At 72.8% G+C, this 14,687-nt stretch carries 12 protein-coding genes and 1 rRNA gene; 12 read left to right on the forward strand and 1 reads right to left on the reverse strand.

What is annotated here, in order from left to right:
• From rrf to ACFTWP_RS40490, 12 genes are all read left to right on the forward strand, one after another.
• Nucleotides 1-87 (forward strand): 5S ribosomal RNA (rrf, locus tag ACFTWP_RS40435); the annotation flags it as partial.
• Between the two features lie 96 nt (nt 88-183).
• Nucleotides 184-795 carry a CDP-alcohol phosphatidyltransferase family protein gene (locus tag ACFTWP_RS40440; RefSeq protein ID WP_380270194.1) on the forward strand — a complete coding sequence of 204 codons (612 nt, stop codon included), beginning with the start codon at nt 184-186 and terminating at the stop codon, nt 793-795.
• A gap of 123 nt (nt 796-918) precedes the next feature.
• Complete coding sequence (locus tag ACFTWP_RS40445) at nt 919-3,414, forward strand: sugar phosphate nucleotidyltransferase (RefSeq protein ID WP_380270195.1); 2,496 nt, start codon at nt 919-921, stop codon at nt 3,412-3,414.
• 138 nt (nt 3,415-3,552) lie between these two features.
• Complete coding sequence (locus ACFTWP_RS40450; protein ID WP_380270196.1) at nt 3,553-4,662, forward strand: DUF881 domain-containing protein; 1,110 nt, start codon at nt 3,553-3,555, stop codon at nt 4,660-4,662.
• A 3-nt stretch (nt 4,663-4,665) separates the two neighbouring features.
• The gene (locus ACFTWP_RS40455; RefSeq protein WP_073927316.1) at nt 4,666-4,998 is read left to right on the forward strand and encodes a small basic family protein; all 333 of its coding nucleotides are present in this window, start codon (nt 4,666-4,668) and stop codon (nt 4,996-4,998) included.
• 559 nt (nt 4,999-5,557) lie between these two features.
• The gene (locus ACFTWP_RS40460) at nt 5,558-6,439 is read left to right on the forward strand and encodes a DUF881 domain-containing protein (protein ID WP_380270201.1); all 882 of its coding nucleotides are present in this window, start codon (nt 5,558-5,560) and stop codon (nt 6,437-6,439) included.
• A gap of 538 nt (nt 6,440-6,977) precedes the next feature.
• On the forward strand, nt 6,978-7,526 hold the full coding sequence (locus tag ACFTWP_RS40465) for an FHA domain-containing protein (RefSeq protein ID WP_380270197.1): 549 nt from the start codon (nt 6,978-6,980) through the stop codon (nt 7,524-7,526).
• A 203-nt stretch (nt 7,527-7,729) separates the two neighbouring features.
• Nucleotides 7,730-8,422 (forward strand): MerR family transcriptional regulator, encoded by a 693-nt coding sequence (locus tag ACFTWP_RS40470; RefSeq protein WP_380270202.1) that lies wholly within the window; start codon nt 7,730-7,732, stop codon nt 8,420-8,422.
• A gap of 110 nt (nt 8,423-8,532) precedes the next feature.
• Entirely contained in the window at nt 8,533-9,006 is a 474-nt protein-coding gene (locus ACFTWP_RS40475; protein WP_073927314.1) for a bifunctional nuclease family protein, read from the forward strand.
• 453 nt (nt 9,007-9,459) lie between these two features.
• Nucleotides 9,460-10,161: a MerR family transcriptional regulator gene (locus ACFTWP_RS40480; RefSeq protein ID WP_380270198.1), complete on the forward strand. Its 702-nt coding sequence runs from the start codon at nt 9,460-9,462 to the stop codon at nt 10,159-10,161.
• Nucleotides 10,162-10,469: 308 nt separating this feature from the next.
• Entirely contained in the window at nt 10,470-11,153 is a 684-nt protein-coding gene (locus tag ACFTWP_RS40485; protein ID WP_380270203.1) for a vancomycin high temperature exclusion protein, read from the forward strand.
• A gap of 115 nt (nt 11,154-11,268) precedes the next feature.
• The gene (locus ACFTWP_RS40490; protein ID WP_380270199.1) at nt 11,269-12,702 is read left to right on the forward strand and encodes a DNA polymerase IV; all 1,434 of its coding nucleotides are present in this window, start codon (nt 11,269-11,271) and stop codon (nt 12,700-12,702) included.
• A 225-nt stretch (nt 12,703-12,927) separates the two neighbouring features.
• On the opposite strand, the gene ACFTWP_RS40495 is transcribed toward ACFTWP_RS40490, so the two are convergent.
• Nucleotides 12,928-14,409 (reverse strand): MFS transporter, encoded by a 1,482-nt coding sequence (locus ACFTWP_RS40495; RefSeq protein WP_380270200.1) that lies wholly within the window; start codon nt 14,407-14,409, stop codon nt 12,928-12,930.
• Between the last annotated feature and the right edge of the window lie 278 nt (nt 14,410-14,687).

Below are 14,687 nucleotides of genomic sequence, written 5' to 3' on the forward strand. Positions count from 1 at the left end.
GGTTACATTCCGAACCCGGAAGCTAAGCCTCATTGCGCCGATGGTACTGCAGGGGGGACCCTGTGGGAGAGTAGGACGCCGCCGAACAATCATTCAGAGAAGCCCCCGCCGGGTAACCGGACGGGGGCTTCTTTGTTGTAGGGTCATCGTGCAGTGCTGTCGCAACTTACAGGAGGCCCCCGGGTGGAGGTCCAGGAGACGCGGGTCCAGACCGATCGCGTCCTCACCATCCCCAACCTGCTGAGCATGGGCCGGCTGGTCGGCGTGCCGATCTTCCTCTGGCTCATCCTCTGGCCGGTGTTCGGCGGGCCTAACAACGACGGCTGGGCCGTCCTGCTGCTGATGCTGAGCGGGGTCAGCGACTACCTCGACGGCAAGCTGGCCCGCAGGTGGGGGCAGATCAGCCGGGTCGGGCAGATCCTCGACCCGCTGGCGGACCGCCTCTACGTGCTGTCCACGCTGCTCGGACTGACCTGGCGCGGCATCCTCCCCTGGTGGGTGACGGCGATCCTGCTGGCCCGGGAGGCGTTCATCGCCTGCCTGCTGCCGATTCTGAGCCGGCACGGTTACGGTCCGCTGCAGGTGAGCTTTCTCGGAAAAGCCGCGACCTTCAATCTGATGTACGCCTTTCCGCTTCTGCTGCTGGGCACCGGCGACACCTGGCTCGCCGAGCCGGCCAACGTGGTCAGCTGGGCCTTCATCTGGTGGGGGACAACGCTCTACTGGTGGGCTGGCATCCTGTATGCCGTGCAGGCCCGACAGATCGTGAAGGCGGAAGCCGCGTCCCCCGTTTGAGACGCGATCGAGAGAACTAGCACAGCGACACGGTGAGTCGGATGATTTCATCCGGGTAGACAAGCTCTGGAACGGTTTGATGGATCCGCAGGGTCCACCACCGCGAAGGAGGACGCACCCGTAATGAAAGCCGTTGTGATGGCAGGGGGCGAGGGCACTCGACTCCGCCCGATGACCTCGAGCATGCCCAAGCCGCTGCTGCCGGTGGCCAACCGGCCGATCATGGAGCACGTGCTTCGGCTGCTGAAGCGGCACGGCCTCACCGACACCGTCGTCACCGTCCAGTTCCTGGCCTCTTTGGTCAAGAACTACTTCGGGGACGGCGAAGAGCTCGGTATGCAGTTGACATATGCCAACGAAGAAACACCGCTGGGCACCGCGGGCAGCGTCAAGAACGCCGAGGACGCGCTCAAGGACGATTCCTTCCTGGTGATCTCGGGTGACGCTCTCACCGACTTCGACCTCTCCGAGCTGATCGCGTTCCACCGCAGCAAGGGGGCACTCGTCACGGTCTGCCTCACGCGGGTGCCCAATCCCCTGGAATTCGGTATCACGATCACCGACGACGAGGGCCGGGTCGAGCGCTTCCTGGAGAAGCCGACCTGGGGGCAGGTCTTCTCCGACACGGTGAACACCGGCATCTACGTGATGGAGCCCGAGGTCTTCGACTACGTCGCCGCCGGCGAGTCGGTGGACTGGTCGAGCGACGTGTTCCCGCAGTTGCTCAAGGAGGGCAAGCCGGTCTTCGGGTACGTCGCCGAGGGCTACTGGGAGGACGTGGGTACCCACGAGAGCTACCAGAAGGCCCAGGCCGACGTCCTGGAGGGCAAGGTCGAGGTCGAGCTGGACGGCTTCGAGATCTCCCCCGGGGTCTGGGTGGCCGAGGGCGCGGAGGTCGATCCGGAGGCGGTGCTGCGCGGGCCGCTCTACATCGGTGACTACGCCAAGGTCGAGGCCGGCGTGGAGCTGCGCGAGCACACGGTGCTCGGCAGCAACGTGGTCGTCAAGCGCGGTGCGTTCCTGCACAAGACCGTCGTGCACGACAACGTGTACATCGGTCCGCAGAGCAATCTCCGCGGCTGCGTGATCGGCAAGAACACCGACGTGATGCGCGCCTCCCGGATCGAGGACGGCGCGGTCATCGGCGACGAGTGCCTGATCGGCGAAGAGTCGATCATCGCCGGGAACGTCCGGGTCTACCCGTTCAAGACCATCGAGGCCGGCGCCGTCGTCAACACCTCGGTGATCTGGGAGTCCCGCGGACAGGAGCACCTCTTCGGGGTGCGCGGCGTCTCGGGCATCCTGAACGTCGAGATCACGCCGGAGCTGGCCGTCCGGCTCGCGGGTGCGTACGCGACGACCCTGAAGAAGGGGGCGACCGTCACCATCGCGCGTGACCACTCGCGTGGCGCGCGTGCCCTCAAGCGGGCGATGATCTCGGCGCTGCAGACCAGCGCGATCGACGTCCGCGACCTGGAGAACGTGCCGATGCCGGTGGCCCGGCAGCACACGGCCCGGGGCGGCGCCGGCGGCATCTTCCTGCGGACCACGCCGGGCGTGCCGGACTCGCTGGACATCCTGTTCTTCGACGAGCGCGGCGCCGACCTCTCCCAGGCCGGCCAGCGCAAGCTCGACCGGGTCTACGCCAGGCAGGAGTACCGCCGGGCGTTCCCCGGTGAGATCGGCGACCTGCTGCACCCGGCCAGCGTCTTCGACTCGTACGCGGGCAACCTGCTGCGGGCCATCGACACCACGGGCGTCCGCGAGGCCGGCCTCAAGGTGGTGGTGGACACCGCGCACGGCAGTGCGGCGCTGGTGCTCCCGAGCATCCTGGGGCGGCTCGGCGTCGAGGCGCTGACCGTCTCCGGCGGACTGGACGAGTCGCGGCCGACCGAGGACGCCGAGGAGCGCAAGGCGGGCCTCGCCCGGCTGGGCGAGCTGGTGGCGTCCTCCCGGGCGGCCTTCGGGGTGCGGTTCGACCCCGTCGGCGAGCGGGTGTCCTTCGTGGACGAGCTCGGCCGGGTGATCCAGGACGACCGCGCCCTGCTGGTGCTGCTCGACCTGGTGGCGGCCGAGCGGCGCAGCGGCCAGGTGGCGCTGCCGGTGACCACCACGCGGATCGCCGAGCAGGTCGCGGCGTACCACGGCACCCAGGTCACCTGGACGACCACCACCCCGGACGACCTCGCCAAGGCGGCCTCCGCGGAGGGCACCGTGTTCGGCGGCGACGGCCGCGGCGGCTACGTGGTGCCGGAGTTCAGCGGCGTGCTGGACGGGGCGGCGGCCTTCGTCCGGCTGGTGGGTCTGGTCGCCCGGACGCAGCTCACCCTGAGCCAGATCGACGCCCGGATCCCGCAGGCCCACATCCAGCGGCGCGACATCGCGACCCCGTGGGCGGCCAAGGGCATGGTGATGCGTTCCGTGGTGGAGGCGGCGGGCAACCGGCGGCTGGACACCACGGACGGCGTGCGGGTGGTCGAGGCCGACGGGCGCTGGACGCTCGTGCTGCCCGACCCGGCCGAGGCCGTCACGCACCTGTGGGCCGAGGGCCCCGACGACGAGGCCACCAGCCAGCTGCTGGACGAGTGGGCCGCGGTCGTGGAGGGGGCCGGTAGGTAGTCACGGCCGGGGTGGCACGGCCTCGGCCGTGCCACCCCGGAGCGTTTCGTCCGGTTGGTCACGATCCGCGGGGCGGTCGGACTTCCGGGCTCAGGGGGCGTGGTCGGGGCACTCCGGCGACGTGGGACGATGGTCCGCATGCCAGCGACGCCGACGCCGAGTGCCAGGGACGGACGATACCGTCGCCCCGACGCCTCGATGTCCCTGCTGACCAGTGTCATGGACCACGGCCTGGACGAGGGCTACGCGCAGGCCGCGGCCGCCCGGGGCGACGGCCGGCCCAGTCGGATCCCGGTCACCGGGCGGGGCCTGGCCACGCTCGGACTGGGACTCGCCCTGGTGGGGGTCGTGCTCACGGTGGGGGCGGTGAACGCCCACGACGCCCAGCCCGGCCTGGCCAGGGAGCGCGACGCGCTGGTCCGGCGGGTGACCGACACCGCGGGGGCGGCGGACCGCCTGCAGCAGCAGGTCCAGGAGCTGCGGCGCAAGGTCGAGAGCACCCAGCAGCAGGCCCTGCAGGCCGCCGGCGACGGCGGTCTCGCCGACCTGGCCGGCGCCGTCGGCACGGGTGAGGTCTCCGGTCCGGGCATACGACTGGTGATCGAGGACGCGGCCGGCACGAGCGGGGGCGGGAACGTGGATCCCCGCAAGGCCGACGGGTTCGAGAACAGCGGCCGCCTCCGTGACCGCGACCTGCAACTGGTCGTGAACGGGCTCTGGCAGGCGGGCGCCGAGGCGGTCTCCATCAACGGGCAGCGGCTCACCGCGCTGTCGGCGATCCGAGCGGCCGGTGAGGCCGTCCTGGTGGACAACCGGCCGCTGGTGCCGCCGTACACCCTGCTGGCGGTCGGCGACGGGCCGAAGCTCGGTCCGGCCTTCGAGGGCGGGGTCGCGGGCCACTACCTGCACCTTCTGCAGGAGAGCTACGGGATCAAGTCCGGTCTCTCCGTGCAGAGCCGGGTGACCCTCCCGGCCGCCGTCGGTGTGACCCTCCGGACCGCCCAGCCCGTCCCCTCCGCGCCGCCGTCGCCGTCGGCCTCGCCGGAGCCGGCCGGTTCGTCCCCCGCGGCCACCGCGAGCGCGTCCGGCTCTCCGGGCACGAGCCCCTCGGCGGCCTCGCCGAGCCCGCACGCGTCGGGGACGAAGCCGTCCGGCACGAAGTCCTCCAGCACCAACTCGCCCAGAGCGAACGGCGGCACGCCCACCGCGCCCGCCGGGTCGCCCTCCGCAGGGACAAGGAGCAACTAGACCGTGATTGCCGTACTGGGTCTCGTGATCGGGGTGGTCGTCGGACTCTTCGTCCAGCCCGAGGTGCCGGACGCCGTGGTGCCCTACCTGCCGATCGCGGTGGTGGCGGCGCTGGACGCGGTGTTCGGCGGTGTCCGGGCGATGCTGGACGGGATCTTCGACGACAAGGTCTTCGTGGTGTCCTTCCTCTCCAACGTGGTGGTCGCCGCGCTGATCGTCTTCCTCGGCGACCAGCTCGGGGTCGGCTCCCAGCTGTCGACCGGCGTGGTGGTCGTGCTGGGCATCCGGATCTTCTCCAACGCGGCCGCGATCAGGCGCCATGTCTTCCGGGCCTGAGCCCGGCCGGGCGGGGACCGAGGACCAGGAAGCGCCGGCGGGACGAGCGGCGGTGGCAGGACGGGCAGGAGCGGTTGTGGCAGAGCACGAGACGGCGAAGGGCGCGCGGGACGGTGCGACGGCGGACGCCGCCGCACCGTCCGTCACCTCCCCGACGCAGTCGGGCAGCACGCCCGGGGTGCCCGCGGCGACTACCGCCCCGGCACCCGCTCCCGCTGCGACGCCCGCACCCGCGGGTGCGGACAGCGCCGAGCCCGCACCCGCGGAGGCCGTCGTACCGGCCGCGCCGGGGCCCGGGCGCCCGGTCGCGGCCCGGCCGGATGCCGAGGTGCTGGAAGCCGGCGCCGGCCCGGTGGCCGGGCTCCCGGCCGAGGGCGGCGCGGACCCCGCCGCACCCGTGCCTGTTGTGCCCGTGCCCGTGCCCGAGGCGCTCGTGCCTGCCGCGACCGAGCCCGGCGGTGACGCCGCGGTCGCCCCCGACCTGCCCGTCGCCCTCGGTACGGCCACCCCGGTGGCCGTGGTCCCGGCGACCTCCGTCGAGCCGGGGGCCGTCCCCGCCGTGGGTGCCCCGGTGCCCGCGCAGCCGTTCACCGGGTCCGAGCCGCAGCCGGAGCCGCAGTCACAGTCGCAGTCGCAGCAGGAGCCCGAGCCCGATTCGGCTGAAGCCGCGGAGCCCGCGGCGATACCGGCGCCGCCGGTCGAGCCGTCGTCGGCGGCCGTCGGCGGCCGGCAGCGGCTGCGGGCCGCGCTCTGGCCGCCGCGGCTCTCCCGCGGCCAGCTGGTGGTGGCGCTGCTGCTGTTCTCGCTCGGCCTCGCGCTGGCGATCCAGGTCCGCTCCACGAACGACCACAACCAGCTGCGCGGAGCACGCCAGGAGGATCTGGTCCGCATCCTCGACGAACTGGACAGCCGCCAGCAGCGTCTCCAACAGGAGAAGGCACAGTTGGAGCAGTCCATGGCCCAGTTGGAGAACAGCTCCAACCAGGCCAAGGAGGCCCAGGAACAGACCAGGAAGAAGTCGACGGAACTCGGTGTCCTGGCCGGGACCGTCAAAGCCACTGGTCCGGGGATCGTACTGACGGTCGATGATCCCCAAGGGCAGGTGAAGGCGGATATGCTGCTGGACACCCTGCAGGAACTGAGAGCGGCGGGGGCGGAGGCGATTCAGATCAACGACGTGCGCGTGGTGGTGAACACCTACTTCACCGACGCTACGGGGGGCGGTGTGCAGATCGACGGCAAGAAGGTCTCGCAGCCGTACCGGTTCACCGTCGTCGGGAACCCGCAGGACCTGACGCCCGCGCTGAACATCCCCGGCGGTGTGGTCCGCACGCTGGAGAGCCACCAGGCCCGCGCCACCATCGTCGAGCAGCAGAAGATCGTCGTCGACGCGCTCGCCGAGCTCCGCACGCCGCAGTACGCCAAGCCGGCGGCGAAGTGACGGGGCGCCCGTCGTACGGCCCGTCACCTGCGGGTAACCCCCGCCGGCAGCCGCCGCGAGGCCGTCAGAGACACTGGTCCGTACCGCTTTCTGTAGGAGCACCACTCCCGTCGGCCCGGTATTCCACCGGGCTCGCAGCCTGTCCGAGGTTCTCACCCTGCCCCGCGGGCGGGTCTGTCACACGCAAGGGGATTCGCCCGTGAGTTTCTTCTCGAAGTTGTTCGGCCGCAACAACCGCAGCGCAGCGGCCGTCGAGGCGCCCACCGCGCGCCACCGCCGGGCCGACGAAGAGCCCGCGCTGCCGGGCATGCGCTCCGCTCCCGAGGGAGTCGAGTACGCGGTGGACCGGCCGCTCTTCCGGGACGGCGCCGGAGGCCAGCAGGGAGGGAATCAGGCGGGCTACGGCGCGCCTGTTGACCCTTCCGGCGCGCCGCGCATAGGTTTCCCGACAGGACCCTCAACCTCGGGTGGAGGGTTTGCACCGGATCCCTACGCCGGGCACGACCCGTCGGGTGTGCCGCGCCAGGAGGCTGTGAACATGGGTGGCCCCACTCCGTGCCCCAGGTGCGGGAACCAGAACCCCGTCGCGGCCCGCTTCTGTTCCAACTGCGGTACCGCGCTGCGCGGCGGCCTGCTCCCCGAGGGTGCCGCGGAGACCACCTCGACCATCTCCATCTCCGGCCTGGAGTCCTACGACCCCAACGCCACCCAGGCCGGCACGGGCACCCAGCCCGCGCTCTCGCCCGAGGTGCTGTCGGCGATCGACGCCCTGCCGCCGGGCTCCGCCCTGCTGATCGTGCAGCGCGGCCCGAACTCCGGCAGCCGCTTCCTGCTCGACTCGGACAAGACCACGGCCGGCCGCCACCCGCAGGGTGACATCTTCCTGGACGACGTCACGGTGTCGCGCAAGCACGTCGAGTTCCGCCGGACCCCCGGCGGCGGCTTCACCGTCGCGGACGTCGGCAGCCTCAACGGCACCTACGTCAACCGGGAGCGGATCGACGAGGTGTCCCTGAACAACGGCGACGAGGTGCAGATCGGCAAGTACCGGCTGGTGTTCTTCGCCAGCCACCACCGGGGGTACTGACCACGACTTCGGCAGGAGCCCGAGTGAGCGCGAACCCTCCCACATCTCTCGGGGCGACCACCCCCGTGCACCCCGGCCCGGCGCCGGAGCCCCAGCCGCAGGCGCGGCCGGAGCAGGGTGTGCGGGGGGTGGTCGCGGCCCCCAGGCAGCACGGCCGCAGCCTCCACCGACCCGGCGACCCGCGGCGGCGCGGTGACGAACTACTGAGCATCGGCGCGGTGCTGGCCTTCCTCCGGGACGACTTCCCCGAGGTCACCATCTCCAAGATCAGGTTCCTGGAGGCCGAGGGCCTGGTGGAGCCGCAGCGCACCCCCTCGGGGTACCGCAAGTTCAGCCCGGCCGACGTCGAGCGACTGGCGTACGTGCTGCGGATGCAGCGCGACCACTACCTGCCGCTGAGAGTGATCCGCGAGCACTTGGACGCCATCGAGCGCGGGGAGGCGCCGCCCGCGCTGCCCGCGCCCGAGGCCCGTCCGGGCCCGATGGAGGAGGCGGACCGCGAGCTGGTCGCCGCCTCGGGCGCGGCCCCCGGAGTCCGGCTCGGCCGGGCGGAGCTGCTGGCGGCCGCCGACGCGGGCGAGCGCGAGCTGGCCGAGTGGGAGGCCTACGGCCTGGTGCTGCCCGGCCCGGACGGCGGGTACGACGGCGAGGCGCTCCAGGTGGCCAGGCTGGTGGCGGAACTGGGCCGGTACGGTCTGGAGCCGCGCCACCTGCGGGCCATGAAGGCGGCCGCGGACCGTGAGGTGGCCCTGGTCGACCAGGTGGTCGCCCCGCTGCGCCGGCACCGCAACCCGCAGACCCGGGCGCACGCCGAGGCCACCGCGCGCGATCTCGCGACCCTGTCGGTACGGCTGCACGCGGCGATGGTCCAGGCCGGCATGCGGTCCCGCACCTAGGGCCTGTCCCGGCCCCGGCGGGCCCGTACGGTGGTCCGGCCGCACCCCTGTGACCAGCCCGGTCCTGGTTGCGCTTTCATATCCGGGGTGTGGGCCATAGGGTTGCCACTGTGAATGAGCTCGACGTCGTGGGTGTCCGGGTGGAGATGCCGTCGAACCAGCCGATCGTGCTGCTGCGCGAGGTCGGGGGCGACCGCTACCTGCCGATCTGGATCGGTCCGGGTGAGGCGACCGCGATCGCCTTCGCCCAGCAGGGCATGACGCCGGTGCGCCCGCTCACGCACGACCTCTTCAAGGACGTGCTGGAGGCCCTGGGCCAGCAGCTCACCGAGGTAAGGATCACCGATCTCCGCGAGGGCGTCTTCTACGCCGAGCTGGTGTTCACCGGCGGCGTGGAGGTCAGCGCCCGCCCGTCCGACGCGATAGCGCTCGCGCTGCGGACCGGTACGCCGATCTACGGGAGCGAGGAGGTGCTCGCCGAGGCGGGCATCGCGATCCCGGACGAGCAGGAGGACGAGGTCGAGAAGTTCCGCGAGTTCCTCGACCAGGTCTCGCCCGAGGACTTCGGCGGCGGCCAGCAGTAGGCCCGCTCGCTCGGACCGCCCGCGCCGTCGGCCGGGCCCGTCCGGCTCGTCTGTCCTGGTCCGCGCTCGGCCGTCATCACCCCGGCTCGTCCGCCCGGCACCCCCCGGCCCGTCCGCCCGGCACCCCCCGGCCCGTCGCCCGACACCCGCTGCCGTCGCCGTCCGCGACCGGGCCGTCGCACCCGCCGCGACCCGCGGCCGACACCCGCGGCGTCGTCCGCGCCCTGTCGGCCCGATTGTCCCGGTCCTTCCTGAGGGCGGTCGGGGTTTTGCCAAAAGTCGTCCACATACCCACACTGGGGGCACGAAAAACCACTCTCCCGAGTGACGCGGTTTGGCGTGCCCGGCGTGGCGATCGTTGACGGGCCATGGGTGACTGCCTACCGTCAGGAGTGGCCGCGGGGTACGACCCCGCCGCCGGGTTGCCCGCAGCACGAGTGGACGGAGGTAGGCATGACCAGCACCGGCGATGACGTGGCCGTGGGTGGCCGCCTGTGCTCCGTGCATGTGCAGCGCACCGGGCGGAGCACGGTGGAGCACTCCTGGGAGACCAGGGCCGCCGAGTCCGGCGGCGCCGAACCGGCCCGGGGCGGACCGAGGATCGGCCGCTTCCCGGCCGTCCAGGGCGGCCAGCCGGACATCGAGCGACTCGCCCCGACCTCCGACCTGGTCGGCTACCGGGGGCCGACGGCCTGCGCGGCGGCCGGCATCACGTACCGCCAACTGGACTACTGGGCCCGTACCGGGCTGCTGGAGCCCAGCGTGCGGTCGGTGTACCCGGCGAGCACGCACCGGCTCTACAGCTTCCGCGACATCCTGACCCTGAAGATCGTCAAGCGGCTGCTGGACGCGGGCGTGTCGCTGCAGAACATCCGGGTGGCCGTCACCCACCTGCAGTCCGCCGAGGTCGGCGACCTGGCCGGCCTGACCCTGATGTGCGACGGTGCCACGGTCTACGAGTGCAGCACCCCGCAGCAGGTGGTCGACCTGCTGAAGGGCGGTCAGGGCGTCTTCGGCATCGCGGTCGGCGCGGTCTGGCGGGAGCTGGAGTCCTCGCTGGGCCGCCTGCACGCCGAGCGCACCGACACCGGGGAGACCCTGGTCGGGCAGGACCCGGCGGACGAGCTGGCGCAGCGCCGCAACCGCGCGGGCTGAGCGGCGCCGCCGGCCGTCCGACCGCGCCTCCGGTCCCGTACCGCCGGCCGTCCGACCGTGCCTCGGGCGGACGGCACCGGCCTCTACCCGACCTGACCCCGCTTCTCCTGACACCGCATCACCTGACACCGCCTCGCCCGCGACGACGTCGTCGCCGCCCGCGGTGCGCACACCGACCGGCCCGGACGGGGAACCGTCCGGGCCGGTCGCGTCGTCACCGGTGGTGAGTCGATCAAGGAGGGGCCGTGGGTGTCAGACGCTTCGGACGGGTGGCGCGGGTGGCGCGGGTGGCGCGGGTGGCGTGGGCGGTGCGGGGCGTGCCGGCCGGGCTGCGGCTGCGCCGCGGGCAGCGCCGGGCCTTCCAGGCGCTCGTCCTGTGCTGCGTGCTGGCGCTGGCACCGAGCGCCTGGCTCTGGCTGGCCACGGCGGACCGGGTCCGCACCGTGGAGAGCGTGCCGCAGGCCCCGGTGGCCGTGGTGTTCGGTGCCGGCCTGGAGAACGGCACCCCGTCCCCGTACCTCGCGCACCGGCTCGACGCCGCGCTGGAGCTGTACCAGCGGCAGAAGGTCCGGGCGATCCTGGTCACCGGCGACAACGGGCGGGTCAGTTACGACGAGACCGACGCGATGAGGCGCTACCTGATCGAGCACGGCGTGCCGGCGATCCGGGTGGTCGGCGACTACGCGGGATTCGACACCTGGGACTCCTGCACCCGGGCCCGGCGGATCTTCGGCGTCGAGCGGGCGGTGCTGGTCAGCCAGGCGTTCCACGTCCGCCGGGCGCTGGCCCTCTGCCAGGCGGCCGGCGTCGACGCCTACGCGGTGGGGGTGCAGGAGTGGCACGACGCCACCTGGTACTACGGCGGCCTGCGGGAGATCCCCGGCGCGGGGAAGGCCGCGCTGAACGCCTCGCTGCGGCCCGACCCGGCGTTGCTCGGCCCGCGCGAGCAGGGGATCGTGCGCGCTCTCGCGGACGCCGCCGCCGAACGCTGAGCCGCCGAACGCCGAGCCATTGCCGTCACCGTCGGCGTCGGTGCGCCGAGGCCCGGGCGCGCCGTGCCGCCGCCTCCGACGGCCGATTGTCGGACCCCTGCGGCATGATCGGCAGGTGCGGTCACTGCCGAGCATCATCCACCTCGACATGGACGCCTTCTTCGCCTCGGTGGAGCAGGCGGCCAAGCCGAGCCTGCGCGGCAAACCCGTGGTGGTGGGCGGTCTCGGCGGCCGGGGCGTGGTCTCCACCGCCTCGTACGAGGCCCGCAAGTTCGGGCTGCACTCCGCGATGCCGATGGCCCAGGCGCGTCGGCTCTGCCCCAACGCGGCCTTCCTGAGCGGCCGGTTCGAGGCGTACCGGCAGGTCAGCGATCTGGTGATGGGCCTGTTGCGGGAGCTGTCCCCGCTGGTCGAGCCGCTCAGCCTGGACGAGGCCTTCGTCGACCTTGCGGCCGGCCCGTACGGCCCGGCCCTGGCCGAGGCCCCCGACGGCGGGCAGCTGGTGCTGGCCCTGGCCGAGGACCTGCGGGCGGACATCCGGCGGCGCACCGGCCTGACCGCCTCGGTGGGCGCCGCCGGCTCCAAGCTGATGGCGAAGATCGCCTCCGAGCAGGCCAAGCCGGACGGCGTGGTGCTGGTCGCGCCGGGCCGGGAGCGCGCGGTGCTGGGCCCGATGTCGGTCCGGGCGCTGCCGGGTGTGGGCCCGGCCACCGAGCAGGTGCTGCGCCGGGCCGGGCTGATGACGGTGGCGGACCTGGCCGAGGCGGGGGAGGCCGAGCTGGTGCAGCTGCTCGGGCGGGCGCACGGCGCGGGGGTGCTGCAGATGGCCCTGGGGCTGGACGACCGGCCGGTGGTGCCCGACCGGGACGCGAAGTCCGTCTCGGTGGAGGACACCTTCGAGGTGGACCTGGCGGACCGGGACCGGATCCTGCACGAGGTCGACGTGCTGGCCGCGCGCTGTGTGGGGCGGCTGCGCGCCGCCGGTCGCTCCGGGCGCACGGTGGTGCTCAAGGTCCGCCGTTTCGACTTCTCCACGCTGACCCGCTCCGAGACGCTGCGCGGTCCCACCGACGACGAGACGGTGATCGCCGACACGGCGCGCCGGCTGGTGGCCCAGGTGGACGTCACGGGCGGGGTGCGGCTGCTCGGGGTCGGTGTCTCCCAGCTGGCCGACTACACCCAGGAGGACCTCTTCGCGCAGGCGGTGCGGGAGGCGGCGCAGGAGCGGGAACTGGAACTGGAGCGGGCCGGGCAGCTGGCGGAGCAGCAGGACGGGGAACCGGCGGGGGAGGAGGGCCCGGACGCCGACGGGGAGGGGAGCGTGGAGTCCGTCGAGACGTCGGAGGAGGCGCCGGCGGGCCGGCGCTGGATGCCCGGACAGGACGTCACCCACGCCGGGTTCGGGCCCGGGTGGGTGCAGGGCAGCGGGGTCGGCCGGGTGACCGTGCGGTTCGAGACGCCGTGGAGCGAGCCGGGCCGGGTGCGGACCTTCCTGGTGGACGATCCGGAGCTGGCGCCGGCCCGGCCGCTGCCGTTGCGGCGGGAGTGACCCGCCCGGGCGGCGGTGAGCCCGTGGTCGGGCGCGCGGCGCGGCCCGGGGGAGGGCCGGGTGGAACACGGCGCGGCCCGCGGCAACACGGAGCGGCCCCGCCCGGAGGTGTCCGGGCGGGGCCGCGTGTCGGGCCGGGCCGGAGGGTGATCGCGATGCCCTCGTCGATCCCCGGTGGCCCGGTCCCCCCGTGCCCTGTCCCTGGGCGCGGGGGAGGACGCCTCGTCAGGCGTCGGTCTTCACCAGCACGGGGCTGGAGGTCTGCTCCGCGGAGAGGACGGCCGCCGGGGCGGCCGGCTTGATCCGGCGGATGAGGAACGGCACGGCGCCGGCGATCAGGCAGACCGCGGCGGCGGTCCAGAAGGCGTGCTCGTACGCGTCCAGGGTCGGCAGGGCGATCGGCAGGCGCGGGATGGTGTCACCGGTCAGGATGGCGGCCATCACGGCGGTGCCGATGGCGCCGCCGACGGTGCGCAGCACCGCGTTCATGCCGTTGGCGATGCCGCTCTGCTCGACCGGCACGGCGCCGTTGATGTAGGCCGGCATCGCGGAGAAGGCGAGGCCGATGCCGAGGCCGAAGATGGCGGAGGCGGTGTAGAGGTCGGCCTCGTGGCCGTGCCGCAGCGCCAGGTAGGCCATGGCGACGCCGCCGAGGACGCCGCCGAGGACCAGCGGGAGCCGCGGCCCGCGACGGGCGATCAGGACGGCGCCGAGCGGGGCGGCCACCATGCTGCCGACGGCGGAGGGCAGCAGCATCACACCGGCGTGCAGGACGGTCGCGGTGAAGCCGTAGTGGGTGAGCCGCTCGGGGCTCTGGGCGAAGTTGCTGATCACCATGAACGAGCCGTACATGCCGAAGCCGATGAGCAGGCCGGCCAGGTTGGTGAAGGCGACGGCGGGGCGCGACATCATCGTCATGTCGACCAGCGGGTGCTTGACCTTGACCTCGATGACGCCCCAGATCAGGGCGACCACGGCGGCGACGGCGAACAGGCCGAGGGTCTTGTTGGAGGTCCAGCCCCAGGTGTTGCCCTGGCTGACGGCGACCAGCAGCGCGGAGAGCCAGCCGGCCAGCGTGATGGCCCCGAGCGGGTCGGCGCCGCCCTCGGTGTCGACGACCGGGTCCTTGGGGACGCGCAGGGCGACCAGGGCGACCGCGATCAGGCCGAAGGCCAGGCCCATCCAGAAGATCGACTTGTAGCTCCAGTGCTCCAGCAGCAGGCCGGTGGCCACCAGGCCGAGGCCGCTGCCGACGCCCATCGAGGCGCTGATCGCCGCGACGCCGCCGGTGACCTTCTCCTTGGGCAGCTCGTCGCGGACGATGCTGATGGCCAGCGGCAGCACGCCACCGCCGGCGCCCTGGAGGACGCGGGCGACCACGAGCCAGGTGAAGGAGTGCGTGCTCACGGCGAGGGCCGAGCCGGCGACCAGGCCGGTGAGCGAGATCAGCAGCATCGGCTTGCGGCCGCGCAGGTCGCCGAAGCGGCCGAGCAGCGGGGTGAGGACGGCGGCCGAGAGCAGGTTGGCCGTCATCAGCCAGGTGATGTTGGACCCGGAGACGTTCAGTTCCCTGGCGAGCGACGGCAGGATCGGGACGACCGCGGTCTGCACCACGCTGAATGCCAGCATCGCCAGGATCAGGGCAGGGAGTACCCGGGCACTGCTCTGCTTCTCTGCCGCGGTGGTGGGCTGTGGTGCCTCACTCACGGTGCTTCCTCCAGTACGTGCGCCCGAGCAGGTGCTTCAGGCAGGTGAAAGTGAACGAACTGAAGTAACTTTGACGGCAGATACTTCACTCTGTCAAATATCGAATGGTGAAGCTTTGGCAAAGTGCAGGTCAGCCCTGGTCGGAGCCGGGGAACGACCCAGGCGGGTGGGGGGCCACCGGGGGGGTAGGGGGCCCCCCCCGGGGGGGGGAGGGGGGGGGCGGCGCGGCGGGGGCTGGGGGGCCGGGGGGGCGGGGGGGGGGGGGCGGGCCACGCCGC

Source organism: Kitasatospora sp. NPDC057015, assembly GCF_042673745.1.
Classification (GTDB): Bacteria; Actinomycetota; Actinomycetes; order Streptomycetales; family Streptomycetaceae; genus Kitasatospora.

Coding starts and splice junctions, on each gene's coding strand:
- ACFTWP_RS40445 (WP_380270195.1), top strand. CDS start 919: ATGAAAGCCGTTGTGATGGCAGGGGGCGAGGGCACTCGACTCCGCCCG.
- ACFTWP_RS40450 (WP_380270196.1), top strand. CDS start 3,553: ATGCCAGCGACGCCGACGCCGAGTGCCAGGGACGGACGATACCGTCGC.
- ACFTWP_RS40465 (WP_380270197.1), top strand. CDS start 6,978: ATGGGTGGCCCCACTCCGTGCCCCAGGTGCGGGAACCAGAACCCCGTC.
- ACFTWP_RS40480 (WP_380270198.1), top strand. CDS start 9,460: ATGACCAGCACCGGCGATGACGTGGCCGTGGGTGGCCGCCTGTGCTCC.